This is a genomic window from Streptomyces sp. NBC_00569 (assembly GCF_036345255.1).
In the GTDB taxonomy this organism is placed as follows: Bacteria; Actinomycetota; Actinomycetes; order Streptomycetales; family Streptomycetaceae; genus Streptomyces.
Map to the genome: position 1 here is coordinate 4121628 of NZ_CP107783.1, position 26479 is coordinate 4148106.

Below are 26479 nucleotides of genomic sequence, written 5' to 3' on the forward strand. Positions count from 1 at the left end.
TACGGCGGGCGTGCCGTACGGGACCGGGGCGGCGCGATATGCGGCCCGCTTACTGGTTCTGCGGCGGAAGCGCGGCGATGAAGGCGTGGTCGCGCTCGATCAGGCCGAGCTTGCTGGCGCCGCCGGGCGAACCGAGCTCGTCGAAGAACTCGACGTTCGCCTTGTAGTAGTCCTTCCACTCTTCGGGAGTGTCGTCCTCGTAGAAGATCGCCTCGACCGGGCAGACCGGCTCACAGGCTCCACAGTCGACGCATTCGTCCGGGTGGATGTACAAGGACCGGGAGCCCTCGTAGATGCAGTCGACCGGGCACTCCTCGATGCACGCCTTGTCCTTCACGTCGACACAAGGCTGCGCGATGACGTAGGTCACGCTGTCGTTCCTCCTCGATAGGGCGCGGCGGGCCGATCTGCGGCTCCGTCCGCGTGGCGCGCGGGAGCGCGGCGTCGTCGATGCCCGCACCTAGTATCTCCGTTCCTGGGCATGATCCGAACAGGAGGGGTGGACGGAGCTGTGGAATTCACTGCGGGCGGACGGCTCGAGGTTCGCTTGACGGCCTCTGACGTGGGAAAACGTGTGTCTGTGCGGCGGCTGACCGAGGGCGGCTCGCAGGGTGGGAAGTTCACCGACACGGTCGGAGTTCTCACATCGTGGAACGCGGGTGTGCTGCTCATCACAAAGCGGGGTGGCGAGCAGGTCCGGATTCCGGAATCGTCACTGGTCGCGGGGAAGGTCGTGCCGGCCGCGCCCGCCCGGCGCCGGGGGCCCGCCGCGTCGTACGAGGAGCTGGCGCGGGTGGCCGCGCGCGCGTGGCAGCCGGTGGAGAGCGAGCGGCTCGGCGACTGGGAGCTGCGGGCCGCCTCCGGGTTCACCCGGCGGGCCAATTCGGTGCTGCCACTGGGTGATCCGGGGCTCCCCCTCGACGAGGCGCTCTCCCGTGTCCGTGCCTGGTACGAGCGGCGCGGACTGCCCGCGTACATCCAGACCGCGACCGGCGCCGAGGGCACGCAGGAGCTGCTGTGCGCGGAGCTGGAGGCGCGGGCGTGGGTGCGTGAGGTCAGCGCGGAGATGTGGGTCGGCGGGCTCGCGCCGGTCGCGGACGGCGTGGACCTGGGCGCCGGGGTCGAGCTGACGCGGGAGCCGGGCGAGGCGTGGCTCGGCCGGTACCAGCGCAAGGGCGCGAGCGAGGTGGCCCTGAAGGTGCTGACCGCCGGGCCTTCCGTGTGGTTCGCGACCGTGCCGGGCGAGGGCGGGGAGCCCGACGCGATCGGGCGGTGCGTCGTGGACGGGCGGTGGGCCGGTTTCGCGGCGGTCGAGGTGGCTCCGTCACGGCGGCGCCAGGGCCTGGCGTCCGCCGTGATGACGGCGCTCTCGCGGCGCGCACTGGAGGAGGGCGCGTCGGCGGCCTGGCTCCAGGTGGAGGCGGACAACGGGGGGGCTCAGGCGCTGTACGGGCGGCTGGGATTCGCCGCGCACCACGCGTACCACCACTACCGCGCACCGGAACCGCACCCGGACCCGGACCGGGACCCGAACCCGGCCGGACACTGAGCGAGGCACGTATGTCCCCCCACATCTCACCCCGCTCCGAGGAGCTGCGCCGGCGGTTCGCCGAGGAGGCGCGGGCGGAGCGGCCCGATCTGTCGCAGCTGTGCCTGCTGGTGGCCGCCGAGGCGGACGGCTCGCTCGACGAGGCCGGTATGGACGCGGTCCAGATGGACCTCGACCGGCTCGCCGGGCAGGTGCCGTTCCGGCCCGGCGGGCCGCTGGCGTGGGCGACGGCGCTGGCCGAGCTGCTGGGTGCCCGCTGTGGTTTCCGTGGCACGCCGGGCGACTACGAGCGTCTGGAGTCGTCGCTCCTGCACGAGGTGGTGCGGCGCAGGCGGGGCCTGCCGATCCTGTTGTCGGTGGTGTGGATGGAGGTCGCGCGGCGGGCGGGGGCGCCGGTGTACGGGGTGGCGCTGCCGGGGCACTTCGTGGTCGGCTTCGGGCCCGCGCAGGATCAGGTGCTCGCCGACCCGTTCGACGGGGGCCGGGTGCTGACCGGCGCGGACGCGGAGCTGCTCGTGGCCGGTGCGACGGGGGCGCCGCTGAACGCGGCGATGCTGCAACCGGCCGATCCGCTGGATGTCGTGCTGCGGATCCTGAACAACATCGGCGCGTGGGCGGCCGCGCGGCCGGAGCGGTCGGACGTGGCGCTGTGGGCGGTCGAGCTGTCGCTGCTGCTGCCCGCGCACCCGGCCCGGCTGCGCTACGAGCGGGCCCAACTCCTCGTCCGCAGCGGGGACTTCCTCGCGGGGGCGGCGGAGCTGGACGCGTACGCGGATGTGGTGGGCGCCGTGGACGCCACCGCCGCCAAAACGGTGCGCGCGCAGGCGCGGGCGGCCCGGGCGATGCTCAACTGACCGGCTACAGCCAGCCCTTCTCGCGGGCGATCCGTACCGCCTCCGCCCTGTTGCGCACGGCGAGCTTCTGGATGGCCGTCGAGAGGTAGTTGCGGACCGTGCCCTGCGACAGGTGCAGGGCCGCCGCCAGCTCGGCGTTGGTCGAGCCGTCGGCCGCCGCGCGCAGGATCTCGCGTTCGCGGTCGGTCAGCGGGTTGGCGCCCCCGGCGAGCGCGGCGGCCGCGAGGGTGGGGTCGATGACACGCTCGCCGGCGAGCACCTTGCGTACGGCTTCGGCGAGTTGGGCCGCGGGGGCGTCCTTGACGAGGAACGCATGGGCGCCGGACTCCATCGCCGTACGGAGATAGCCGGGGCGGCCGAACGTGGTGAGGACGACGACCTTGAGGGCGGGCAGGTGCTCGCTGAGCTGGGCGGCGGCCTCGATGCCGGTCATGCCGGGCATCTCGATGTCCAGGAGCGCCACGTCGGGGGCGTGTGCGCGGGCCGCCTCCAGCACCTCGTCGCCGCGCGCCACCTGGGCGACGACCTCGATGTCGGGTTCGAGGCCGAGGAGCGCCGCGAGGGCCTCCCGCACCATCGACTGGTCCTCCGCGAGCAGGACCTTGATCTGAGCGCTCATGCGGCGGATCCTACGGAGCCGACGGGCACCCGGGCCACCAGCAGGAACCCGCGGTCCCGTACGGGCGCCGCCTCCAGGGTGCCGCCGACGCCCTCCACGCGTTCGCGCAGGCCCGTCAGGCCGTTGCCGGGTACGCCGCTGCCGCCCGCCGCGGCGCCGGCCCCGTCGTCCTCCACCCTGAGCTCCATGACGGGGCCGTCCAGGGTCTGGCGGCGGGCGATGCCGACCGTGCAGCGGTGGGCGCCGCTGTGCCGTACGGCGTTGGTGACGGCCTCGCGCAGGGTCCAGGCGAGGGCGGCCTCCTGTTCGGCGGGCAGGTCGTCGGGCGCGTCCGCGGGGACCTCGGCCTCGATGCCGGCGGCGGCCAGCGCGGCGCGCGCTCCGGCCAGTTCGGCGCCGAGGCGGGCGCGCCGGTAGCCGGTGACGGCCTCCCGGACGTCGACGAGTGCCTGGCGGCTGACCTGCTCGATGTCGGCGACCTGCTGGGCCGCCTTCTCGGGGTGCTCGGGGAGCATGCGCCCGGCGAGCTCGCTCTTGAGCGTGATCAGGGAGAGCGAGTGGCCGAGGAGGTCGTGCAGGTCCCGGGCGAGGCGCAGGCGCTCCTCGTTGGCCGCGAGCTGGGCGACGGTGGCGCGCGCCCTGCGCAGTTCGACGGTCGTGCGCACGAGCTGCCGTACGCCCGTCATCGCGAAGCCGCCGAGGAGGGCGGGGACGACCAGGCCGAGGTCCCAGCCGCGGCCGAGCGGGACCCCGAGGAGGACCATCGCGGCCGTGACCGCGACGATCGTCCAGCGGGCGTACCGCATGGGCAGCACCGCCCCGCAGGACACGGAGACGTACACGAACAGGACGAGCCAGGGGGCGCCGAGCGTGAGGGACATGACGACGGCGACCGCGGCGAGTGCCCCGAGGATCGCGGCCAGCCGCCCCAGGCGCATGGCGCGGGCCGTGTGGCGGAAGACGAGCGCCAGGTAGACACCGATGAAGGCGACCAGGCCGAGCCAGCCGAGCGCGGTGGCCCAGGCCGTGTGGCCGCCGTTGACGAGGTCGTCGATCGGATCCGCCATGAAGACCAGCCAGATGCCGATCCACAGCAGCTTGCGCAGGGCCTCACGGTGGTTGCGGGGCGGCTGCCCCATGCCGGTGAGCCTGATCTCGTCCGACGTCATGGCGTTCACGCCTTCAGGGTGTCCTTCCGGTACAGCCAGGCCGCGCCGCCGGCGAAGACCAGGAAGTAGGCGACGATCAGCGTGACGTCCTTGCCGTGCGGGGCGTTGCCCAGCTCGATGGCCTGGCCGAGGGCAGCGTACGCGTGTGTGGGCAGCCAGGACGCGATGTCGCTGAGCCACTGCGGGAAGCCGGTCGAGGGGAACCACAGGCCGCCCAGGATCGACAGGCCGAAGTAGACGATCATCGTGATGGGGCGGACGGCGTCGCCGGTCGCGAGGTAGCCGATGGCGACGCCGAGCGCGGCGAAGCACAGGCTGCCGGCCCAGATCGCGACGACGAGGGCGAGCCACTGCCAGGCGTCGAGCCGTACGCCCTTGGTGACGGCCGCCACGACGAAGACGACGACGATGGACGGCAGGCTGACCACGGCGGCGCCGGCGGTCTTGGCGAGGACGTAGCCGCGCCCGGGGAGCGTCGTCAGGCGCAGCTGGCGCACCCAGCCGCTCTCGCGCTCCTTGGCGATGCGCTCGCTGTTGCCCATGAGGACGGCCGTCAGGGCGCCGAAGGACGCCATCGACACCATCATGAACGCGGCGAGGTTCAGGCCGGTGCCGTCGACCATGGTCGAGCTGTCGGAGCTGCCCGCGATGAGCAGGAACAGGACCGACGGGTAGACGACGGAGAAGAACAGGAACTTCTTGTTGCGCAGGGCTCGGGTGATCTCGAGCTTGATCAGGCTGTTCATGACGTCCTGGCCTCCTCGGCCGTGGTGATGGCTACGAAGGCCTGCTCCAGGCCGAGGCCCGCGACCTCCAGGTTGCGGGGGTAGACACCGAGTCCGTACAGGGCGTGCACGGTGGCGTCGGCGTCGCTCGACTGGAGGCGGACGGTGCGGCCCGACACGTCGAGGGTGGTGAGGAACGGCAGGGCGCGCAGGGCCTGTTCGTCGATGTAGCCCTCCAGGTCGAAGGCGACCTTGCGGGCACCCGCCCTGGCCTTGATCTCGGCGGCGGTGCCGTCGGCGAGGAGGCGGCCGCGGTGCAGGACGAGGACGCGGTCGGCGATCGCGTCGGCCTCCTCCAGGTAGTGCGTGGCGAAGAGGACCGTGCGGCCCTGGTCGGCCTGTTCGCGCATCGTGGCCCAGAACGCCTGGCGGGCCGAGACGTCCATGCCGGTGGTCGGCTCGTCGAGCACGATGAGGTCGTTGGCCCCGGCGGTGGCGAGGGCGAAGCGCACGCGCTGCTCCTGGCCGCCGGAGAGCTTGTTGACCTTGCGGTCGGCGATCTGCGCGATGCCCGCCCGGGACATCACCTCGCCCGGCTTGTACGGCTTGGGGTGCAGGGCGCAGGCGAGCTTCACGAGCTCGGCCACGGTGACCTCGTCCATCAGGCCGCCGCTCTGCAGCATGGCGCCGACGCGGCCCTGGACGATCGCGTCGCGGGGGCTGGTGCCGAAGACACGGACGGTGCCGGTGTCGGCCGGGCGCAGGCCGAGGAGGAGGTCGAGGGTGGTCGACTTGCCCGCGCCGTTCGGGCCGAGGAGGGCGACGGTCTCGCCCGGGTGCAGATCGAGGGTGAGCCCGTCCACGGCCCTGACGTCCCCGTAGCTCTTGCTCACCCGCTCGAAGCTGACCACCCCGGTGGCCTGTGCTGTCGTTGTCATGGAACCCATGGTGGCGGGCGGGGTCGGGTGCCCGGCAGTGTCGGGAGGCCGGAGTCCGGGATGACAGATGTCATGTCCGCGGGCGGCAGCACGGCGGGCGGGCCCCCGTGAAGGGACCCGCCCGGTGTGTGACGTGCGTGCCGGTTATCCCGGGTTGGTCTCGATGACCCCGGTGCGCTCGGCGGGCGTCTTGCCCTTGAGGGCCTGCCGCATCACGCCGATGACGTCCTCGGGCGTCACCGGCGTCTTCTTGCCGGTGCCGCGCGTGATGAGGATGCCGTCGAACGTGTTGCCGTAGAGCTTCTTCAGGGCGTCCTTGTCGTAGTAGTCGACGAGCTTGCCGTCGATGGCCTTGACGCTGAGGATCTGCGGCAGTGACTTGGCGGGGCCGAACGGGATCTGTGCGTTGCCCGCCTTGATGACGACGTTCGCGGACATGGCCGGCTCCGCGAACTCCTTCATCATCCGGTCGACCTCGGCGTTCGGGACGGTCGGCTTGCGGGTCGTCGTCGCCATCGGCACGGGCCGCGAGGCGCCCGTCTCCACATGGGTGCGGTACGCCTCCTCCACGGACGAGGAGGACCGGGCGACGTCGATGCCCTTGCCCGTTTTGCCGTACACGGCGATGGCCTTGCCGGGGACGAACTTGATCGTGCCGTCGCCGGACTCGGCGCCGCCGGCGGCCCGATCGAGGGCGGCCTGCAGCTTCTCCTCGTCGACGGGCATGACCGGCTCCACGACGCGCTCGTTGCCGAACAGCGAGCCGATCACGGAGACCGGGTTGTAGTCGCTGCCCGCGGCCGCCGCCACCGTCGCCGTGCTGTCCAGGCTCAGACCCGCCTGGTCCGGCCTGAGCGGCACGGACTTGCCGTCGACCGAGAGCTGGAGCGGGTCGGTGGTGCGCTTGCCGAACGCGGTGTCGAGCTTGGCCGCGGCCTCGTCACGGGTGCCGCCGCCGATGTCGACGCCGAGCACGGTCGTGTTCTTGGGCACGTCCGAGTGGTTCATCAGCAGACCGGCGCCGTACGCGACACCCGCGAGGCCCACGACGCCCGCGCCGGCGAGGACGAGCTTGTTGCGGCCCTTCTTCTTGCGGGGCGCGGCCGGGGCGCTCTGGCCGACCGGGTCGGGGAGCTTCGGCGGGGTGTGCGGCAGCGGTCCTTCGGGACGCGGGCCGCCGGGGGCGAACGGCGCGTTCGGTCCACCGAGGCCCGGCGGGACGACCGGGATACCGCTGGTGAGCGTCTCGCCCGAGACATGGCCGCCCTGGCCCGGCTCGGGCGCGGGCTTCTGCGGCGTGAGGATCGCGGTGTCGTCGCTCATCTGCGGCGGCCGCTGACCGCCGGGAGGGCCACCGACAGGTCCGCCGGGACGCGCCATGGGGCTGTCGCCGCCGGCGGGTCCCGTGGTCGGGCCCGAAGGGCCGCGCGGGGGGACGCCGGGGCCCGAGCCGTCGGCGTTCCCGGCGAAGTACGGCAGGTCGCCGCGGTGCGGGTCGCCGGGGTTCCCGGGCTGTGGCGGGCGGCCGTGCGACGCGGTGTCGCCGAGCGGCCCGGCCGCGACCGCGCCGGACACGTCGAAGGCGCCGGAGCCGCCCGACTGGCCTGGCACCGCGCCGGAGTTGCCCGGGGCCGGACTGCCGGAGGCGGACGCGCTCCCCTGGGGGGCGCCCGACTTGCGCGGCGCGAACCAGCTGCTCGTCTTCTCCTCCGCTGCCGGTGCGCCCTGGCCGTCACCCGAAGGAGGGGTCCGGGGAGCGGGGGCGGCGGGGGGCTGAGGTGCCGGGGCCGGCGCGGCGGCCGGGTCCGGGGTGGCGGGTCCCGCGTCCACGTCGCTCATGGGCGTGCGCATCACGACGGGCGGGATGGGGCGCGATCCGGGGATGTTGATCCGGATCCGCGTCGTCAGCGTGGTCTCCGTCTTGCGTTCCTCGGGGACCGGCCGGCCTTCGGCGGGCTGCCCGGCATCGCCGGGCGCGCCGTCGCCGGGACCGGCGCCCTGGGCGGGGGTGCCGTACGGAGGCGTCCCCGAGGGGTACGCGGCACCGCCGCGCCCCTGGGGCCCGGAGGACGAACTGTCAGTTTCACGGCTCAAAGCAGGTTCTCCCGGTTGGCTCCGCCGCCCGTCTCGACCTCACGCGGGCTGCTCGGCGGCGCGCACCACCATACTGGCCGCGGCCGGAACGCATCCGGTGACCGCCGACGAAACCTGTGCGGGGCACAGGCCGAAGTGGTACGTCACTTCCCAAGTCGGGCGGCGGGCCCCGGTGGTTGCCGCGACAGACCAAGGGTGGCGCACATCACAGCGACGGCCATCCCGCCGAGAAGGAACAGGTAGGAGCCGGTTCCCGCGCCGAAGAGGAAGTCGCCCTCGGGCCGGCTCGCCGTGAGCAGGATGACCGCGACGGCCCAGCCCACGGCGGGTGCGACGGCCCCTCCCCTGGTGCCCGTCGCCCGTGCCCCGCCGAGGAACGCGCCGGCCGCGCCGAGCAGCGCGAGCAGCAACCCGCCCGGGAACAGGCCGCCTTGGACGAGGGATCCGGCCACACCGACGAGCGCGCCGAGCACGAGGAGCCCGGCCAGCACGGCGATGTGCCCGCCGTCGAGGCCGGTCGCCGCCGGCCGGACGGGCGGGCCGCCCGCGGGCGTCGCGGTGCCGCTCGACGCCCGCGGGCGGCCGGACTTGGCCGGGTTGCCCGACTTGTCTGCGCCACTCATCACGCCACCACTCCCGCGAACAGGTCCGTCTCGTACGGCGTCTCTGCCTCGCCGCGCGCCAACTCGTAATACTCCACGTCGAAGACGGGCTGGGCGAGCCCGTTCGACAGGGCGAAGACCGGCTCGCCGCCGGGTGCGATCTCCACCTGGGTGGCGTGGGCGCGCATCGCGGCGGTCTTGGCCGCGACGAAGGCCCGGCCGTCGATCTCGGCGGTGACCCGCTCGTCGTCGACGACGCCCGGCACGTCGCCGATCCCGGCCGCGCTCCCGTACGGGGTCGAGCCGAGGACACCGGCCAGCCACCGGAAGCGCTCCTCGGCCACGGACCTGGGCACACGGTTCCAGTAGATCTTCGCGACGGTGTGGACGTCGCCCAGGTCCCGGCGGAACGCGGGCTCGGCCGCGAGTTCGGCGGCGCGCATGGCGACGCGGTGGGCCTGGATGTGGTCGGGGTGGCCGTAGCCGCCGTCCGGGTCGTAGGTGACGAGGACCTGGGGACGGACCTCGCGGATCACCTCGACGAGATACGCGGCGGCCTCGTCCAGGTCGGCGGACCAGAAGGCGCCCGGCCGGTCGTTCTGCCCGGCGCCCATCATCCCGGAGTCGCGGAAGCGTCCGGGGCCGCCGAGGAAGCGGTGGTCGGTGACCCCGAGCTCCTTCATGGCGGCGGTGAGCTCGCCGATGCGGTGCGGACCGAGGATGTCCTCGCGGTCCGGGGCGAGGTGCGCGAGAACGTCCGGGATGACCTCGCCCTCCTCGCCGAGGGTGCAGGTCACCAGGGTGACGTGGGCACCGTCGGCCGCGTACTTGGCCATGGTGGCGCCATTGTTGATCGACTCGTCGTCGGGGTGCGCGTGCACGAGGAGCAGACGCCGGTCGGGCAGTTCCGTCATGCGTCCCAGCCTAGGACTCCCGACGGCGCGACTAGAACTTGATCCCGCCGATCATGCCCGCGACGTTCGTCGTGAGCTCGCTGATGGTGGGGGCGATCGAGGAGCTGGCGAGGTAGAACCCGAGCAGGACGCAGACGATCGCGTGTCCGGCCTTCAGACCTGACTTCCTGATCAGAATGAAGACGATGATCGCGAACAGCACCACTGCCGAAATCGAGAGTGCCACAGCGGTCCACCTCCCTTGATCCGAGTCCAACTGCCGTACGCCACGCGGTAGCCGAGCGTTTCTTACCCACGCAGCGCTATGGATCATAACTATCCGTCCCGACGCATGAGTCGGTGCATGGCAGCAAGGGGGGCGCACGACGGCACGGCCCCATAGGGTCGGGGGATGACCACCGAGCCTCTCTCCTTTCCGCGCCAGCACGCCCGCACCCAGCGCTTCACGCTCGGCGCACCACGGGCGTTCACGGTGGCGCCCGACGGCGAGCGCGTCGCCTTCCTGCGGTCCGGGTCCGGCACCGATCGGGCGAACGCGCTGTGGGTGCTGGACGTGACGTCCGGCGAGGAGCGGATCGCCGCCGATCCGCGGGTCCTGCTCGGCGGCGCCGAGGAGAACCTGTCGGACGAGGAGCGCTCGCGCCGCGAACGCAGCCGCGAGGGCGCCGCGGGCATCGTCTCCTACGCGACGGACGCGGCCGTGGAGCTGGCCGCGTTCGCACTGTCGGGGCGGCTGTTCACCGCGGAGCTGCGCGCGGGCACGACCCGTGAACTGCGCGAGCCCGCACGTCATGGTCCGCTGATCGACCCGCGCCCCTCGCCGGACGGCCGCCATGTCGCGTACGTGTCCGGGGGCGCCCTGCGCGTCGTCGGCGCCGACGGCGAGGGCGACCGGGCCCTCGCCGAGCCGGGCGAGGGCGAGACGTCGACCGTCACGTACGGGCTCGCGGAGTTCATCGCGGCCGAGGAGATGGGCCGCTCGCGGGGCTTCTGGTGGTCGCCCGACTCGGACCGGCTCCTGGTGGCCCGGGCGGACGACGCGGCGGTGCGGCGCTGGTGGATCGCGGATCCGGCGCACCCGGACCGCAAGCCCGCCCGCAACGCGTATCCGGCGGCGGGCACGCCCAACGCGGAGGTGCGGCTCTTCGTCGTCGGCCTGGACGGCTCGCGCACCGAGGTGTCGTGGGACCGGGCGAGGTACCCGTATCTGGCGCGGGTGCACTGGTCGGCCAACGGGGCGCCGCTGATCCTCGTGCAGGCCCGTGACCAGCTCAGTGAGCTGTATCTCGCGGTGAACGTCGAGGACGGTTCGACGCGGATGGTGCACGCCGACGAGGACGGGCAGTGGCTGGAGCTGTTCCAGGGCGTGCCGTCGTGGTCGCCGAGCGGGCAGCTCGTGCGGGTCGCGGACGAGGGCGGGGCGCGGGTCCTCGCGGTCGGTGAACGGCCCCTGACCGGCCCGCAGTTGCATGTGCGGGCGGTCCTGGACGTGGGTGAGAGCGACGTGCTCATCTCGGCGTCGGCGGGCTCGGCGGCGCCGGACCGGGAGACCGGCGAGGTGCATGTGTACCGGGTCAACGAGCTGGGTGTGGAGCGCGTCTCGGACGAGCCGGGCGTGCACTCCGCGGTGCGCGCGGGCGGCGTGACCGTCCTGGCGTCCGCCCGCACCGACGAGCCGGGCACCCGGGTGCGGGTGATGCGGGACGGCAAGCAGATCGCGACGGTCACCTCGCACGCCGAGCGCCCCTCGCTGAGCCCCCGCCTGACGCTCACGGAGGCGGCGGGCATCCCGTGCGCCGTCCTGCTCCCTTCCTCGTACGAGCAGGGGGACGGGCCGCTGCCGGTGCTGCTCGACCCGTACGGCGGCCCGCACGGGCAGCGGGTGCTCGCCGCGCACAATCCGCATCTGACGTCGCAGTGGTTCGCCGACCAGGGCTTCGCGGTGGTCGTCGCGGACGGCCGCGGCACCCCCGGCCACTCCCCCGCCCGGGAGAAGGCGGTCCGCGACGACCTCACGCTCACGCTCGACGACCAGATCACGGCGCTGCACGCGCTGGCCGACGCCTTCCCGTTCGACCTGAACCGGGTGGCGATCCGCGGCTGGTCGTACGGCGGGTATCTGGCGGGGCTCGCGGTCCTGCGCCGCCCGGACGTCTTCCACGCGGGCATCGCGGGCGCCCCGGTCACGGACTGGCGGCTCTACGACACCCACTACACGGAGCGCTACCTGGGCGACCCGAAGGCCTCGCCGCAGGTGTACGCGAAGAACTCGCTGGTCACCGACGACGGTCTGGCCGCGGCGGCGGGGCAGCACCGGCCGCTGATGATCGTGCACGGCCTGGCCGACGACAACGTCGTGGTGGCGCACAGCCTGCGGCTGTCGTCGGCGCTGCTCGCCGCGGGCCGCCCGCACGAGGTGCTGCCGCTGTCGGGCGTGACGCACATGACGCCGCAGGAGCAGGTCGCGGAGAACCTGCTCCTGCTCCAGGTGGACTTCCTGAAGCGCTCGCTGGGGCTGGTCTAGAAAAGCGACCGGCCGGGGCGACATGGCGCGCCCCGGCCGGTCCACGGCACCCGCACGGCCGTACGCTGTTCAGCCTGACGCGTTCGTATATCGGTGCCGCGACGGTCAAGTTGCCTGTGTGTTAACGAAGTTGATGCGCATTTGTCGCGACACGTACGCCTACTCGGTGGGGACGACGTGTTTCTCCTCGGCGAAGTGGCAGGCCGAGTCGTGCTTCGCCGGCGAGTCCCCGATGCGGAACACGGCGGGCACCGCGAGCGCCGGCACCTCCAGTTCGCACCGCTCCTGCGCCTTCCAGCAGCGGGTGCGGAAACGGCAGCCCGAGGGCACGTTGGCCGGGGACGGCACGTCGCCGGTGAGGATGATCCGCTCGCGGTGCTCGCGCGCCTCCGGGTCGGGGACGGGCACGGCGGACAGGAGCGCCTGCGTGTAGGGGTGCGTGGGGTGTTCGTAGATCTGCTCGTCGGTCCCGATCTCGACGATGCGCCCGAGGTACATGACGCCGACCCGGTCGGAGATGTGCCGCACGATCGACAGGTCGTGGGCGATGAAGACGTACGAGAGGTCGAATTCGTTCTGGAGGCTGTCGAGCAGGTTGATGACCTGCGCCTGCACGGAGACGTCGAGCGCGGAGACCGGCTCGTCGGCGACGATGATCTCGGGGCGCAGTGCGAGGCCGCGGGCGATGCCGATGCGCTGGCGCTGGCCGCCGGAGAACTGGTGCGGGTACCGGTTGATGTACTCCGGGTTGAGCCCGACGACGTCCAGGAGGTCCTGCACCTTGCGGCGCCGGTCGCCCTTGGGCGCGACCTCGGGGTGGATCTCGTACGGCTCCCCGATGATGTCGCCGACCGTCATGCGCGGGTTGAGAGACGTGTACGGGTCCTGGAACACCATCTGGATGTTGCGGCGTACGGCCTTGAGGGCACGCCCGGACAGCTTGGTGATGTCCTCGCCCCTGTACTTGATCTGCCCGGCGGTCGGCCGCTCCAGGTTGACCAGCATCTTGGCGACGGTCGACTTGCCGCAGCCGGACTCGCCGACGATGCCGAGGGTCTCGCCCCGGCCGAGCACGAAGTCGACGCCGTCGACGGCCTTGACCGCGCCGATCTGCTTCTTGAACAGGATCCCCTGGGTGAGCGGATAGTGCTTGACCAGCCCGCTGACCTCCAGGATCGGCTCACCGGCCGGCACGGCGGCGACGTGCGCCTCTTTCGCCAGGTCAGCCATCGAGCGTCTCCTTCCAGAAGTAGCAGGCGCTCCGGCGCGTCGGGCTCACCTCGAAGAGCGGGGGCACGTCCGCGCGGCACACGTCCTGGGCCATCGGGCAGCGCGGGTTGAAGGCGCAGCCCGGCGGGATGCGCATCAGGTTGGGCGGCAGGCCCTTGATCGCGTACAGCTCCTGGCCCTTCTGGTCCAGGCGCGGGATCGATTCGAGCAGGCCCTTGGTGTACGGGTGAGCGGGCGCCTTGTAGATCTCGCGCACGGGCGCCGTCTCGACGATGCGGCCCGCGTACATGACGGCGATCTTGTCGGCCACGTCGGCGACCACGCCGAGGTCGTGCGTGATGAGGATGAGGCCCATCCTGAGCTCGCGCTGGAGTTCGGCGAGCAGCTCCATGACCTGGGCCTGGACGGTGACGTCGAGGGCGGTGGTGGGCTCGTCGGCGATGATCAGGTCCGGTTCCAGGGCGAGCGCCATCGCGATCATGATGCGCTGGCGCATGCCGCCGCTGAACTGGTGCGGGTACTGGCCGACCCGCTCCTTGGCGGCGGGGATCCTGACGCGGTCCATCAGCTCGATGGCCTTGGCCTTGGCGTCCTTGCGGGACATTCCCCTGTGGACGGTGAACATCTCGCCCAGCTGCTCGCCCACGGACAGCACGGGGTTGAGGGAGCTGAGCGCGTCCTGGAAGATCATCGCCATCTTCGCGCCGCGGATCTTGCGCCGCTCGTCCTCCTTGAGCTTGAGGAGGTCCGCGCCCTGGAAGAGGATCTCGCCGCCGCTGATCTTGCCGGGCGGGACGTCGAGGATGCCCATGATCGCCTGGGCGGTCACGGACTTGCCGGACCCCGACTCGCCAAGCACGGCCAGGGTCTCGCCCTCGTCGACGGTGTAACTGACGCCGTTGACGGCGTTGGCGGTCCCTTCGCGCGTCCGGAACTCCACGTGCAGATCGCGCACTTCGAGCAGCATGGGCGCCTACCTCAGCTTGGGGTCGAGGGCGTCGCGCACCGCGTCGCCGAGCATGATGAACGCGAGCACGGTGATCGCGAGGGCGCCGGCGGGCCAGAGCAGCATGTGCGGGGCGTTGCGGATGTACTGCGACGCCGCGGAGATGTCGATGCCCCAGCTCACGGTGGGCGGCTTCAGGCCGACGCCGAGGTACGAGAGCGTCGCCTCGAGGGAGATGTACGTGCCGAGCGCGATGGTGGCGACGACGATGACCGGCGCGATCGCGTTGGGCAGGATGTGCCGCAGCATCATCCGGGAGTTGGAGGCGCCGAGCGCCCGCGCCGCCTGCACGTAGTCGTTCTGCTTGGCCGTGATGACGGAGCCGCGGGCGATGCGGGAGAGCTGCGGCCAGCCGAGCAGCACCATGAACCCGATGACCGGCCAGACGGTGGAGCTGGTGACCACGGACAGGAGCACCAGGCCGCCGAGCACGACGGGGATGGCGAAGAAGACGTCGGTGACGCGGGACAGGATCGCGTCCCACGCCCCGCCGAAGAACCCGGCGAGTCCGCCGAGGACGCTGCCGAGCAGGGCGACGCCGACGGTGGCGCAGACGCCGACGGTGACGGAGGTGCGGGCGCCGTACACCGTGCGCGTGTAGACGTCGCAGCCCTGGCCGTCGAAGCCGAAGGGGTGGCCGGGCTGGGAGCCCTCCTGGGCCTTGGCGAGGTTGCAGGAGAGCGGGTTGCCGGAGGCGATCAGCGAGGGCCAGATCGAGATGATCACGAGGAAGACGATGACGAGGCCCGAGATGATGAAGATCGGGTTGCGGCGCAGATCGCGCCAGGCGTCCGACCAGAGGCTTCTCGGCTTGCCCGCGGGTCCCGTGCCCAGGGGGCCGCCGGCAGCGGCCGATGGCCGCTGCTCCAGGGTCGTCCCCTCGCTCGTGGCGAGGTCCATGGCGCCGCCCGCGCCCGTCGCGGCGATGGCTCCTCCGTCCTCCGGGACGAGGCCGCCGCCCGACGAGTAGGGCTCCGGCGGCTCGGGTTCAGGCATAGCGGATCCTCGGGTCGAGTACGGCGTACAGGAGGTCGACGATCAGGTTGGCCGTCAGGAAGACGAGGACGAGGACGGTCACGAAGCCGACGACGGTCTGGGTGTTCTGCCGGACGATGCCCTGGTAGAGCTGGTAGCCGACGCCGTGGATGTTGAAGATCCGCTCCGTGACGATGGCGCCGCCCATCAGGGCCCCGATGTCGGTGCCGATGAAGGTGACGACGGGGATCAGGGAGTTGCGCAGCAGGTGCCGGACGATGACGCGACGGCGCGGCAGGCCCTTGGCGATGGCCGTACGGACGTAGTCGGCGCGGCGGTTCTCGGCGATCGAGGTCCTGGTGAGCCGGGTGACGTACGCGAGGGAGACCGAGGCGAGCACGAGGCCGGGGACGATCAGTTCGGAGAACGTCGCCTCCGTGGACACCGCGGGTTTGATGATCCCCCACTCGACGCCGAGCAGGAGCTGGAGGAGCAGACCGGTGACGAAGGTCGGGACGGAGATGACGACCAGGGTGAGCAGCAGCACGGTGGTGTCGACGGGACGTCCGCGGCGCAGGCCGGTGACGACGCCGAGCGAGATGCCGATGACGATCTCGAAGAGGATCGCCACGATGGTCAGGCGGATCGTCACGGGGAAGGCGGCCGCCATCAGTTCGGTGACCTTCTGGCCGTTGAACGCGGTGCCGAAGTCGCCGGTGAAGACGTTCCCCATGTACGTCAGATATTGCTGCCAGACGGGCTTGTCGAGGCCGAACTCCTTCTCCAGCTGAGCGGCCGTGGCGGGGTCGCACTGCTTTTCGCCGCACAGTCCCGCGATGGGGTCGCCCATCACGTTGACCATCAGGAAGATGAGCAGCGTCGCGCCGAAGAAGACCGGGATCATCTGCAGCAGACGCCTGATCACATAACGACCCATACGGGCTCCCGAATCGGGGGGAGCGGCCGCCCTTCAGGACCGGACTGCCGCTCCCCGGGCGTCAGCTGACCTTGATCTCGTTGTAGACGGGAACGCTGAACGGGTTGAGGGCGACGTTGGAGACCTTGTCGGAGTAGCCGGCGCTGCCGTTCTGGTACCAGAGCGGGATGGCCGCCATGTTGTCCCTGACGACGCCCTCGGCCTGCTGGAAGATCTTGACGGCCTTGGCGCGGTCGGACTCGGCGTTGGCCTGGTCGACGAGCTTGTCGAACTCCTTGTTGGACCACTTGCCGTCGTTGGACGAGGCGTTGGTGTAGTACAGCGGCTGCAGGAAGTTCTGGATGAGCGGGTAGTCCATCTGCCATCCGGCGCGGAACGGGCCCGACATCTTCTTCTGCGTGATCTTGTTGCGGAAGTCGGCGAAGGTGCCGGTGGGCAGGCCCACGCAGGCCTTGTCGTTGCCCAGCGCGTTGTTGATGCTGTTGCAGACGGCGTCGACCCACTCCTTGTGGCTGCCGGTGTCGGCGTTGTAGCCGATCTTCACCTGGCCGCCGGGGATGCCGCCGCCCTCCTGGACCAGCTTCTTGGCCTCGCCGGGGTTGTAGTCGCAGCTGTCGCCGCACAGCCCGTCCTGGAAGCCGCCGTCCTTGCCGAGGACCGGCGAGGTCCAGTCCGTGGCCGGGGTGCGCGTCTTCTGGAAGATCGTCTCGGTGATCTGCTTGCGGTTGATCGCCATCGACAGGCCCTTGCGGACCTTGTCGCTGTCCGCCTTGTTCCACGCGGGGTCGTAGAAGGGGAAGGCGAGCGTCTGGATGATGCCGGCGGGGGTGTTGATGTACCGGCCGTTGAGGTCGGCGTTGACGTTCTTGAGCTGCGAGGCCGGGACGTCGTCGACGAGGTCGAGGTTGCCGGCCGTCAGGTCGGTGTACGCCGTGTTGTTGTCGGTGTAGACCTTCAGGTCCACACCGCCGTTCTGCGCCTTGTCGGTGCCCGGGTAGGCGTCCCACTTGCGCAGGGACATCTGGGAGCCCTTGGTGTAGCTCTCGATCGTGTACGGGCCGTTGCCGATCGGCTTGCTCACCCACGCGGCGTGGTTGTCGAAGAAGGCCTTGGGGAGCGGGGCGAAGGCCGCGTAGCCGAGGGTGTCGGGCCACAGCGAGAACTTCTGGTTGAGCTTGACCGAGAAGGTCAGGGGGCCGGTGACCTTGAGCCCGGACAGGTTGGTGGCGCTCGGGGTGCCGGAGTCGGGGTGGACCTTGTCGTAGCCGTCGATCTGGCCGAAGAAGTAGGCGTTCTTCTGGTTGTTCCTCAGGTCCGCGCCGTAGTTCCAGGCGTCCACGAAGGACTGCGCGGTGACCTTCTCCCCGTTGGAGAACGTCCAGCCGTCCTTGACCGTGATCTTGAAGTTGATCGAGTCCGTCGTCTCGATCTTGTCCGCGAGCATGTCCTCGGCGGCGCCCGTCTTCGAGTTGTAGCGCTTCAGACCACGGAAGAGCATGTCCATGACCTTGCCGCCCTGGACCTCGTTCGTGTTCGCGGGCTCCAGCGGGTTCTGCGGGTCACCCCAGGACGAACGGACGACCCCTGAGCCGTCGCCGCCACTGCCGCCGCTGTTGCCCCCACCACCACAGGCCGTCGCAGCGAGAGCGACGGCCACCGCGCATACGGCCCACTTGGCGTGCGTGGCTCCACGCATGGACTGCCTCCTCGGAGTGCTTCTGGGTCGGCGCCTTACGGCACTTAGGCCCAAATATCGTCCGTAAAGGCACGTAACGCACTCTCAGTCGGGCCGTACGAGCCGCAGTTCGCACGGGTGGGTCAGCAGGTTGCCGATCAGCCCCTCCCGGTCGCCCTCCTTGTACACACGGGCCACCCCGGTCAGCCGCCCCTCGTCCGGACGCAGTTCCAGACCGAGCACCGGACTGCTGACCCTCGCGTCGGCGGTCGGCAGTTGTACGGGGAAGGAGCCGCGCAGCGCGAGGGTGGCCGTGGCGTCGACGGGGGCGGTGGCGGTCTCGCCGCCGGTGGTGACCTCGGCGCGGGCGCCCGGCAGGATCCGCAGCCGCAGCGGGACCTCGCCCTCCGGTGTCGAGGCGTGGCCCGCCCACTCCCCCTCCTTCAGGGTGAAGGCGTGCGCGGGCACGGAGAACACCGGTGAGATCAGTTCGGGAGCGAAGCCGGGCACGAGCTCGCCGAGGACGTGGTTGACGACCGCGTCGCGGGCCGCCTTCGCCGTCGTGTTCGTCAGGACCGCCACGGACAGGCCGAGTTCCGGCGCTGACACCGCCATCGCGGCCACGCCGCCCATGCCGCCGCCGTGGCTCACCAGAAGGGGTCCTTCGCCGCGCGAGACGCACCAGCCGAGGCCGTAGCCGAGGTGCTCGCCGATCGGGACGGCGTCGAGGACCGCGGCGGCCGTCTGCGGCTTCAGGAGCCGCGGCCAGGACTGGGCGAAGAGGGCGAGCTGGGAGGCCGTCGCCCAGCCGAGCGTGGCGCCGGGATGGCTGGTACGCAGGCCTTCCGGGTAAGGGCGCCCGTCGGGGGTGTAGCGGGTCGCGGCTCCCGGGCAGGCCGTGGCGATACGGAAGCCGTCGAGCCCCAGCGGCCCGAGGACCCGCTCCCGGGCGTATCCGGCGAGGTCCCGCCCGGTGGCTTCCTCCAGGAGCCGGCCGAGGAGCCGGTAGCCGAGGTTCGCGTACTCGAAACCGGAGCCGGGCGCGCGGAGGAGCCGCGTGTACGGCTCCGCGTCCACGGCCGGCTCGCCCTCCTCGCCGTAGTGGAAGTCGTAGTGCGCGCCGAGCCCGCCCCGGTGCCGCAGGAGCTGACGCGGGGTCGCGCCGAGCGGGCCGGGCGCGTCCAGGTCGAGCAGCCCGTCGTCGGCCGCCACGCAGACCGCCGCGGCCGTGACCGGCTTGGTGGCGGAGGCGAGGGCGTACGGGGTCCGCGTCGTGGCCGGGATCCCCGCACCGGTGTCCGCGAACCCGTACGCCTCGGCCAGGGCCACCTCGCCGTGCACCGCGACCGCGACCGAGACGGACGGGCACCCGTGCTCCGCCATCGCCCGCGCGCACCGCGCCCCGAGGTCGTCCAGCATGTGCCGCCCCTCTCCCTCGCCCGCTCGTTCCTGGATCATCGTCCACACCGTGGCCGCCACGACCGCCGGCCCCGGATACGCCGACGGCCCGTCACCGGTGGGTCACCGGTGACGGGCCGTGCTCGGTCCAAGGCGTGGACGGTCAGGCGTCCTGGTCGGACTCGCCCTCGAGGGCCGCGAGGGCCGGGTCGAGCACGATGTCCTCGCCGCGGTCCGCCGTCGTCGGGTCCTCCGGGAAGTGACAGGCCGTGAGGTGACCCTCGCGGCTCCCGGAGATCTGGACGAGCGGCGGCTCCTCCGTGGCGCACTTGTCCTGCGCCTTCCAGCACCGGGTGCGGAAGCGGCAGCCGGACGGCGGCGAGATCGGCGAGGGGACGTCGCCCTCCAGGCGGATCCGCTCCTTCTTCACCGCGTCGATGTCCGCGTCCGGCACGGCCGACATCAGCGCGTGCGTGTACGGGTGACGGGGGCGGTTGTAGAGCGAGTCGCGGTCGGCGATCTCCACGATCTTGCCCAGGTACATCACCGCGACGCGCTGCGAGAAGTGCCGCACGATGGCCAGGTCGTGGGCGATGAAGACGAACGCGATGCCCATCTCCCGCTGCACCTTCTGCAGCAGGTTGACGACCTGGGCCTGGATCGACACGTCGAGCGCGGAGACCGGCTCGTCCGCGACGATCAGCTTCGGCTCGAGGGCCACGGCCCTGGCCACGCCGATGCGCTGCCGCTGGCCGCCCGAGAACTCGTGCGGGAAGCGGTTGTAGTGCTCCGGGTTCAGGCCGACGATCTCCAGCAGCTCCCTCACGCGCGCCTCGCGGCCGCCGGGCGGGTTGATGCCGTTGATCTCCATCGGCCCGGAGATGATCGAGCCGACCGTCTGACGCGGGTTCAGCGACGCGTACGGGTCCTGGAAGATCATCTGGATCTCGGACCTGATGGGCGCCAGCTGCTTGCGGTTGGCCGTGCTGATGTCCTGGCCGTTGTACGTGATCGAGCCGTGGGTCGGCTCGTACAGGCGGGTCAGCAGACGGCCCGTCGTCGACTTGCCGCAGCCGGACTCGCCGACGAGACCCAGGGCCTCGCCCTTGAAGACGTCGAAGGAGACGCCGTCGACGGCCTTGACGGCGCCGATGGTCCGCCGGATCGGGAAGCCGCCCTTGATCGGGAAGTGCTTCTTCAGGTCCTTGACCTGGAGGAGCGGTGCGCTGTCCGCGTCCCGCTGCTGCGGGATCGCTTCCGCGACCGCCGTGGTGGTCTGGTTGTTCTCGCTCATGGTCATGCCCCAGTCGCCGGTTTCAGCTCAGCCCAGCCGGGGCTGAATCGTCTCGATGAACACCTGCTGCTTCTGATCTGCCGTCAGGTGGCAGGCAGAGCCGCGGTCGGCCGGCAGCGTGGGCCTTTCGCCCTTGCACTTGCCGCCTTCCACCTTGTCGGTGAACGCACACCGGGGGTGGAAGGGGCAGCCGCTCGGCGGGTTCAGCAGCGACGGCGGCGAGCCGGGGATCGGCAGCAGCGGTTCGTCGACGTCCGAGTTGAGGCGCGGCATGGAGCCGAGCAGCCCCCAGGTGTAGGGGTGTTCGGGCGACTTGAGCACCTCGCGCACGGAGCCGCGCTCCACGGCCCGGCCCGCGTACATCACGAGCAGGTCGTCGGCCATGTTCGCCACGACGCCGAGGTCGTGGGTGATCATGATGATCGCGGAGCCGAACTCCTGCTGGAGGTCCTTGAGCAGGTCGAGGATCTGCGCCTGGACGGTCACGTCGAGCGCGGTGGTCGGCTCGTCGGCGATCAGCAGGTCGGGGTTGCAGACCAGGGACATGGCGATCATGGCGCGCTGGCGCATACCGCCGGAGAACTGGTGCGGGTAGTCGTCCACCCGCTGCTTGGGGTGGGGGATGCCCACCTTCTCCAGCATCTGGATGGCCCGGTCCCGGGCCTCCTTCTTGCTGGCCCCGGTGTGCTTGCGGAACGGCTCGGAGATCTGCCGGCCCACCGTGTAGTACGGGGACAGGGCGGTCAGCGAGTCCTGGAAGATCATCGCCATCTTGTTGCCGCGGAGCTTTTCGAGCTCGGGCTCGGTGGCGGTGATCAGTTCCTTGCCCTCGAGGAGGATCTCGCCCTCGACGTGGGTGCTCTTGCGGTTGTGCAGGCCGAGCACGGTCAGGTTCGTCACCGACTTGCCGGAGCCCGACTCACCGACGATGCCGAGCGTCTTGCCGCGCTCGATGTCGAAGGAGAGCCCGTCCACAGCCTTGACGATGCCGTCCTCGGTGGAGAACTGCACCTTCAGGTCGCGTACCGAGAGGAACGCGTCGCCGCCGGTGGGGGCCGGGACGTCCTCGGTCTTGGTGATTGTGGTCACGGTCGTTCTCCTAGGACAGACGCACGCGCGGGTCGACGACGGCGTACAGAGCGTCCACGACGATGTTGCAGACGATGATGAAGGCGGCACTGAGGATCATGACGCCCATGAGGACGGGGAGGTCCTTGCCGATGACCGAGTCACGGGCGAGACGGCCGATGCCGGCGAGGCCGAAGGTCAGCTCGGTGACCATGCCACCGCTGAGCAGACCGCCGATGTCCATGCCCAGGATGGTGATGATCGGGATGAGCGAGCCGCGCCAGGCGTAGCGGAAGAAGGCATAACGGGCGCTCATGCCCTTGGCCTTGGCGGCTCGGACGTGCTCTTCCTGCAACTGCTCGATCATCGAGGAGCGGGCCATACGGGTGTAGTTGGCCGTGAAGATGGTGGCCATGACGATCCAGGGGATCAGCAGGCCCATGAACCAGCCCCACGGGTCCTGGGTCGGCGGCACGTACTTGGGCTTGTCCAGCCAGCCGGTGCTGAAGACCAGGAGACCCATGACGACCGGGCCGATGAAGTAGATCTGGAACGAGCTGGTGACCAGCGAGGCGCCGCTGAAGGTCTTGTCGAGCCAGGTGCCGCGGAAGCGGGCGGCCATCAGGCCGGCGCCGAGACCGGCGAACAGGAAGACGATGAGGGAGCCGAAGGTGAGGGAAACCGTCAGCGGGAGACGGTCCATCATGGTGTCCCACACCATCTGGTTGTTACGGAACGAGACGCCGAAGCAGGGCGCGGAGCAGTGGCCCACCGCGAAGTCACGTCCGACGAAGATGCCGGAGAGGTAGTCCCAGTACTGCACGGGGACCGGCTTGTCGAGGCCGAGGTTCTTGTGAATGAGCGCCAGCGCATCCGGAGTGCAGTTCTTGCCACATGCGAGCGTCGCCGGGTCCTGTGGGATGGCGAAGTACATGAAGTACGTGAAGGCGCTGATCAGCAAAAGGATGAGTGCTGCGCCGAGCGTCCGGCGTATGAGAAATCGAAGCATGGCAATGAGCTGCTCTCAGGACGGCGGCGGTGGGAGGCCAGGAGGGAGCCGGCGACCCGGGGATGAGGGCACCGCCGCGCCCTCATCCCCGGGAACTGCCTTGTACTGACTACTTCTTGAGGTAGACCGCGGTCGGGTCGGTGTAGCTCGTCACCGTCGAGTACCGCAGGCCACCGACGTTGGAGCCGGCGATCTGGAACACCTTGGTGTAGTAGATCGGGGCAGCCGGGTTGATCTTGGTGGAGATGTACTGGGAGAGCTTCTCCCACTCCTTGGCGGCCTCAGCCGTGTCCGTGATCTTCTGGATGCGCGCGATCTCGTCGTTCACGTGCTTGTCGTTCGTGTGCGAGTAGTTCGACGCGCCGTCCTGGATCTGCGCACCGTCGAAGGACGGCGGGAAGACGGTGTTGCCGGACGCCCAGTCCTGACCCCAGCCGGTCATGTAGAGGTCAAAGCCGTTCTTGACCTTGCCCATCTGCTCGTACCAGGTCGCGGCGTCGACTTCCTTCTTCTGGATGTCGAGGCCGATCTTCTTCAGGTTGTTGATGATGAGGTTCGCCTGGGTGGTACGCACCGGGGTGTTGGCGTACGCGTAGACGAGCTTCTTGCCCTTGGCGCCGGCCTCGTCGATCAGCTTCTTCGCCGCGGCGATGTCACCGTTCGGCTTCTTCACCCGGTTGAACGGGTCGAAGGTCTTGTCGTAGCCCGGCGTGGTGGGCGACATCAGGCTGGTCGCGGGCTCGCCGCCGTAGGCACCACCGTCGGCGCGGCCGGCCGCGGTGGCCGGCATCGCCAGAGCGATGGCGTCACGGATGCGCTTGTCCTTCACGCGGTCCATGTTGAAGTTCAGCTGCCACACGTACGGGGCGTAGCCCTGCACCGTGCGCTTCATGACCGCCTTGTCGGTGGTGATCTTCTGCAGCTGGGTGGCGTCGATCTGGCCGGTGAACATGATGGCGTTCTTGGCCTCGGCACGGTCGGCCAGGATCGTCTTGGTCTGCGTGGCCTTGTCCTGGTTGTAGTCGATGTTGAAGCCATCGACGTACTGGTGGCGCATCGGGTCCGTCTTGGCGTCCCAGTTGGTGTTGCGGACCAGCTTCATGCTCTTGCCGGACTTGTAGTCCGAGATCTTGTACGGACCGGTGGCGACGGGCGCCTGGTCGTACTTCTCCTTGGTGTCCGTCTTCTCGGGAACGACCGAGTAGGCGGCCATCGCCATCGCCTGCGGAGTGTCCGTCTGCGGCGTCAGGAAGTGGAAGACGATCGTCTTGTCGTCCGGCGTCGCGAGGACCGAGTCGGGCAGGTGCTTGCCCTTGTACGGACCGGCGTACGCCTTGCGGTACTTGGTGCCCGTGCCGGACAGCCACTGCTGGACGTAGCTCGGGCCGTCCGTCTCGAAGGAGGCGTACAGGCGCTCGAACGTGTGGCGGATGTCGCCCGACGTGATGACGTTGCCGTTCTGGTCCTTCACGCCGTCCTTCAGCGTGTAGGTCCAGGTCTTGCCGCCGTCCGAGGACTTGCCGGCGTCGGTGGCGAGGTCACCGACGACCGTGGAGTTGCCCTTGTCGTCCTCGACGTACGTGGTCAGGCCACGGTAGAGGAGCTTGGAGAGGAGACCGCCGTCGGAGACGTAGATCTGACCCGGGTCCAGGTGGGAGAAGTCCGTCTCCTGGTAGACCTGCACGGTGCCGCCCTTACGGGCGCCCGGGACCTCCTTGGCGGGGCCGACCGACTGCTGGGCGGTGCCCATGATGACCGGCTTGGCCTGCGCGAGGGCGTCCTTCTGGGACTTGCCCGCGGGCTTGTCGGAGCTCTTGCTGCCACTGCTGCAGCCGGTGAGTGCCAGCGCGCCGGCGGTCACCGCGACGACCGTTGCCTGCGCCGTGCGCGTACGAAGGATGCTCATGGAGTTAGATCCACCTGCCTGTGAGTAGTGATCCTTTGGTGCTGCCTGGCGCATCCGGTGTGGGCCGGCGCCCGGGTGGCAGCTCCCCCTCGGGATTAGCTGGGTTCAGCGGCCCGTCTTGGGATCGAACGCATCCCGGACGGAGTCCCCGAGGAGGTTGAACGCCACGAAGAAGACGACCATGGCGACACCCGGGAAGAACATGTAGGTCGGGTCCTGCTCGTAGATGTTCGCGCCGGTGGCGAACATCAGGCCCCAGTCGGGGGTCGGGTCCTGATACCCGACGCCGACGAAGGACAGGAAGGCGACCGAGAGGATGGTGCTGGGGAGCAGGTACGTGCCCTGCACGATGATCGGCGTGATCAGGTTGGGCAGCAGCTCCTTGCGGATGATCCGCCAGGGCGAGGCGCCCGCGACCTTCGCCGCCTCCACGAACTCGCGCTCACGCAGGGAGAGCGTGACGGCGCGCACCAGGCGGGACAGGCTCATCCAGGTGAGGAGCCACATCACGCCGAGGATGGCGAGGAAGCGGATGTAGACCGGGGTCTCCTCGTCGGGCGCCACGAACACCGTGACGACGACGGGCATCACCGCGACCATGAACAGCTGGCTGGGCAGGGCGAGCATGAAGTCGGTCAGCCGCCCGAGCCAGTAGTCGATCTTGCCGCCGAAGTACCCGGAAACGAGACCGATGAGCACGCCCACGATGACGATGCCGATCGTGGCGAGCAGCGCCGTGTAGAGCGACGTACGCATGCCGTAGAGCAGGTACGAGAACACGTCGCGGCCGTAGTTCGGGTCGATGCCGAACCAATGCTCGGGCGAGATACCGCCGTTGGGACCGGCCGGCAGGTTGAACTCGTTGAGGAGTGTGGGGTCGTCCTGCCCGTAGAAGGTGTACGGGTCCTTGCCGTACACCTTCGCGATGACCGGCGCGAGCGCGGCTATCAGGAAGAAGAACAGAACGATGAAGGCGGAGATGACGCCCGTCTTGTCCCGTTTGAAGCGACGCCACATCAGCTGTCCGGGGCTGCGCCCCTCGAGCTTCTTGGGCTCCTTCGCGTCAGCCTGAGGCGCGCTGTCCTTGTCCAAGGCGGAAGAGGTCTCGGCGCCCTCAATCTCGATTGGACTCGTCATGATTCGTCCATTTCACAGGTGTTGGAGGTCGTCGGCACACGGCGGGCTCCTCCCTGTGGGACGGAGCACCGGACCGACGGCCGTCGCACGGCGTACGCCACTCCAGCTGGATTTGCCACCAGGGGGTACGACGACCTACGGGCGGTACACGGCAACCCAAGGCCGGATGCGCGCGGTTGAGCTACGACTGGGGTGAACTCACCCCGGGGGAACCTGACCCGACCGGGCAGGCCGTGCCGTCAGAGACTGTCGCGGCGCTTGAGCGCCGTGCCGACCACGGAACTACTGCCCGCGAGTCCTGTACCTGCCATCGGGGACGACGCGACCCATATGGCGCTTGTGGCACCTCGCATGGGTTCCTCCTCATGAGTCCACTTTTGTTCACTACAAGTGGAGGCACATGCCACCTGACCGACACCCCTGACGGCGAGGATTGAAAGTGCCTCAGTGTGCTCGCGAGTCGGCACTCCCCACAGTGCGTGACCCATTGACCCGAGCTCTACGCGCTCAACTATCTGGCATCAGAATCGGGCCGACCACAGTGTTTTGGTCTCGGTTCGATCACACCTGATGCGTACTTAGCCCAAAATCCGGACAAACTGATCCTAGATAGATCCCTGCGAAACGGACTCGTTACACATCTATCGGTCAATGACGTCCGGATTCCGGACGGTCGCCCTGGAAAACGAGTTGCACATCACGAGCCCTTGCGCAGGGCTGTGGGAAGACTCTCAGCGGGCGAATCAACGCGCGTGGATCGCGCGGGAACGCGTCCAGGATGCCACGAGGGTAGTGAAGTACCACCTGGCGCGGGCGATGATCCTGCAAAAAATCCTGCGCGGACCTCCTGGCGCAG

General features: G+C 70.1%; 23 protein-coding genes. 3 read left to right on the forward strand and 20 right to left on the reverse strand.

Annotation, left to right across the window (positions count from 1 at the left end):
- Nucleotides 1-49: 49 nt before the first annotated feature.
- Complete coding sequence (fdxA, locus tag OHO83_RS18400; RefSeq protein ID WP_030573070.1) at nt 50-370, reverse strand: ferredoxin; 321 nt, start codon at nt 368-370, stop codon at nt 50-52.
- Between the two features lie 141 nt (nt 371-511).
- Between fdxA and OHO83_RS18405 the strand changes: the two genes are divergently transcribed.
- Both OHO83_RS18405 and OHO83_RS18410 read left to right on the forward strand, forming a co-directional pair.
- The gene (locus tag OHO83_RS18405; protein WP_266673824.1) at nt 512-1549 is read left to right on the forward strand and encodes a GNAT family N-acetyltransferase; all 1038 of its coding nucleotides are present in this window, start codon (nt 512-514) and stop codon (nt 1547-1549) included.
- 11 nt (nt 1550-1560) lie between these two features.
- Nucleotides 1561-2403, forward strand: a complete 843-nt coding sequence (locus OHO83_RS18410) for a transglutaminase-like domain-containing protein (protein WP_266673822.1) — start codon at nt 1561-1563, stop codon at nt 2401-2403.
- Nucleotides 2404-2407: 4 nt separating this feature from the next.
- Here the strand turns inward: OHO83_RS18410 and OHO83_RS18415 are convergent, their stop codons facing one another.
- The 8 genes from OHO83_RS18415 to OHO83_RS18450 form a co-directional block, all read right to left on the reverse strand.
- A complete protein-coding gene (locus OHO83_RS18415; RefSeq protein ID WP_266673820.1) occupies nt 2408-3022 on the reverse strand; it encodes a response regulator transcription factor in 615 nt (204 codons plus the stop codon).
- The gene (locus tag OHO83_RS18420) at nt 3019-4191 is read right to left on the reverse strand and encodes a sensor histidine kinase (protein ID WP_266676610.1); all 1173 of its coding nucleotides are present in this window, start codon (nt 4189-4191) and stop codon (nt 3019-3021) included. The genes OHO83_RS18415 and OHO83_RS18420 overlap by 4 nt, the downstream gene beginning before the upstream one ends.
- 5 nt (nt 4192-4196) lie before the next feature.
- Nucleotides 4197-4937, reverse strand: coding sequence for an ABC transporter permease (locus tag OHO83_RS18425; protein ID WP_266673817.1), 741 nt, complete (start codon nt 4935-4937; stop codon nt 4197-4199).
- A complete protein-coding gene (locus tag OHO83_RS18430; RefSeq protein ID WP_266673816.1) occupies nt 4934-5854 on the reverse strand; it encodes an ABC transporter ATP-binding protein in 921 nt (306 codons plus the stop codon). The genes OHO83_RS18425 and OHO83_RS18430 overlap by 4 nt, the downstream gene beginning before the upstream one ends.
- 144 nt (nt 5855-5998) lie before the next feature.
- Entirely contained in the window at nt 5999-7948 is a 1950-nt protein-coding gene (locus OHO83_RS18435) for a hypothetical protein (RefSeq protein ID WP_266673814.1), read from the reverse strand.
- A gap of 143 nt (nt 7949-8091) precedes the next feature.
- Nucleotides 8092-8571: a DUF6113 family protein gene (locus OHO83_RS18440; protein ID WP_266673812.1), complete on the reverse strand. Its 480-nt coding sequence runs from the start codon at nt 8569-8571 to the stop codon at nt 8092-8094.
- Nucleotides 8571-9464: an N-acetyl-1-D-myo-inositol-2-amino-2-deoxy-alpha-D-glucopyranoside deacetylase gene (mshB, locus tag OHO83_RS18445; RefSeq protein WP_266673810.1), complete on the reverse strand. Its 894-nt coding sequence runs from the start codon at nt 9462-9464 to the stop codon at nt 8571-8573. The genes OHO83_RS18440 and mshB overlap by 1 nt, the downstream gene beginning before the upstream one ends.
- Before the next feature lie 31 nt (nt 9465-9495).
- Nucleotides 9496-9690 (reverse strand): hypothetical protein, encoded by a 195-nt coding sequence (locus OHO83_RS18450; RefSeq protein WP_100596611.1) that lies wholly within the window; start codon nt 9688-9690, stop codon nt 9496-9498.
- A 165-nt stretch (nt 9691-9855) separates the two neighbouring features.
- On the opposite strand from OHO83_RS18450, the gene OHO83_RS18455 reads away from it, so the two are divergent.
- Complete coding sequence (locus tag OHO83_RS18455; RefSeq protein WP_266673808.1) at nt 9856-11988, forward strand: S9 family peptidase; 2133 nt, start codon at nt 9856-9858, stop codon at nt 11986-11988.
- Between the two features lie 159 nt (nt 11989-12147).
- Here OHO83_RS18455 and OHO83_RS18460 read toward each other — a convergent pair whose 3' ends face one another.
- The 11 genes from OHO83_RS18460 to OHO83_RS18510 all read right to left on the reverse strand — a co-directional run bounded on the left by OHO83_RS18460 (nt 12148) and on the right by OHO83_RS18510 (nt 25623).
- Nucleotides 12148-13218, reverse strand: a complete 1071-nt coding sequence (locus OHO83_RS18460) for an ABC transporter ATP-binding protein (RefSeq protein ID WP_266673806.1) — start codon at nt 13216-13218, stop codon at nt 12148-12150.
- The gene (locus OHO83_RS18465) at nt 13211-14185 is read right to left on the reverse strand and encodes an ABC transporter ATP-binding protein (protein WP_266673804.1); all 975 of its coding nucleotides are present in this window, start codon (nt 14183-14185) and stop codon (nt 13211-13213) included. Before OHO83_RS18465 ends, OHO83_RS18460 begins: the two co-directional genes overlap by 8 nt.
- A gap of 6 nt (nt 14186-14191) precedes the next feature.
- On the reverse strand, nt 14192-15220 hold the full coding sequence (locus OHO83_RS18470) for an ABC transporter permease (protein WP_389567687.1): 1029 nt from the start codon (nt 15218-15220) through the stop codon (nt 14192-14194).
- A complete protein-coding gene (locus tag OHO83_RS18475; protein ID WP_266673802.1) occupies nt 15213-16136 on the reverse strand; it encodes an ABC transporter permease in 924 nt (307 codons plus the stop codon). The genes OHO83_RS18470 and OHO83_RS18475 overlap by 8 nt, the downstream gene beginning before the upstream one ends.
- 61 nt (nt 16137-16197) lie before the next feature.
- On the reverse strand, nt 16198-17832 hold the full coding sequence (locus tag OHO83_RS18480) for a peptide ABC transporter substrate-binding protein (protein ID WP_266673801.1): 1635 nt from the start codon (nt 17830-17832) through the stop codon (nt 16198-16200).
- An 84-nt stretch (nt 17833-17916) separates the two neighbouring features.
- Nucleotides 17917-19269, reverse strand: a complete 1353-nt coding sequence (locus OHO83_RS18485; RefSeq protein WP_330279635.1) for a serine hydrolase domain-containing protein — start codon at nt 19267-19269, stop codon at nt 17917-17919.
- A gap of 103 nt (nt 19270-19372) precedes the next feature.
- The gene (locus OHO83_RS18490) at nt 19373-20503 is read right to left on the reverse strand and encodes an ABC transporter ATP-binding protein (protein ID WP_266673799.1); all 1131 of its coding nucleotides are present in this window, start codon (nt 20501-20503) and stop codon (nt 19373-19375) included.
- Nucleotides 20504-20530: 27 nt separating this feature from the next.
- Nucleotides 20531-21592, reverse strand: a complete 1062-nt coding sequence (locus OHO83_RS18495) for an ABC transporter ATP-binding protein (protein ID WP_266673798.1) — start codon at nt 21590-21592, stop codon at nt 20531-20533.
- A 10-nt stretch (nt 21593-21602) separates the two neighbouring features.
- A complete protein-coding gene (locus tag OHO83_RS18500) occupies nt 21603-22580 on the reverse strand; it encodes an ABC transporter permease (RefSeq protein WP_266673796.1) in 978 nt (325 codons plus the stop codon).
- Nucleotides 22581-22689: 109 nt separating this feature from the next.
- Nucleotides 22690-24486 carry an ABC transporter substrate-binding protein gene (locus OHO83_RS18505; protein WP_266673794.1) on the reverse strand — a complete coding sequence of 599 codons (1797 nt, stop codon included), beginning with the start codon at nt 24484-24486 and terminating at the stop codon, nt 22690-22692.
- 105 nt (nt 24487-24591) lie between these two features.
- Nucleotides 24592-25623: an ABC transporter permease gene (locus OHO83_RS18510; RefSeq protein ID WP_266673792.1), complete on the reverse strand. Its 1032-nt coding sequence runs from the start codon at nt 25621-25623 to the stop codon at nt 24592-24594.
- Between the last annotated feature and the right edge of the window lie 856 nt (nt 25624-26479).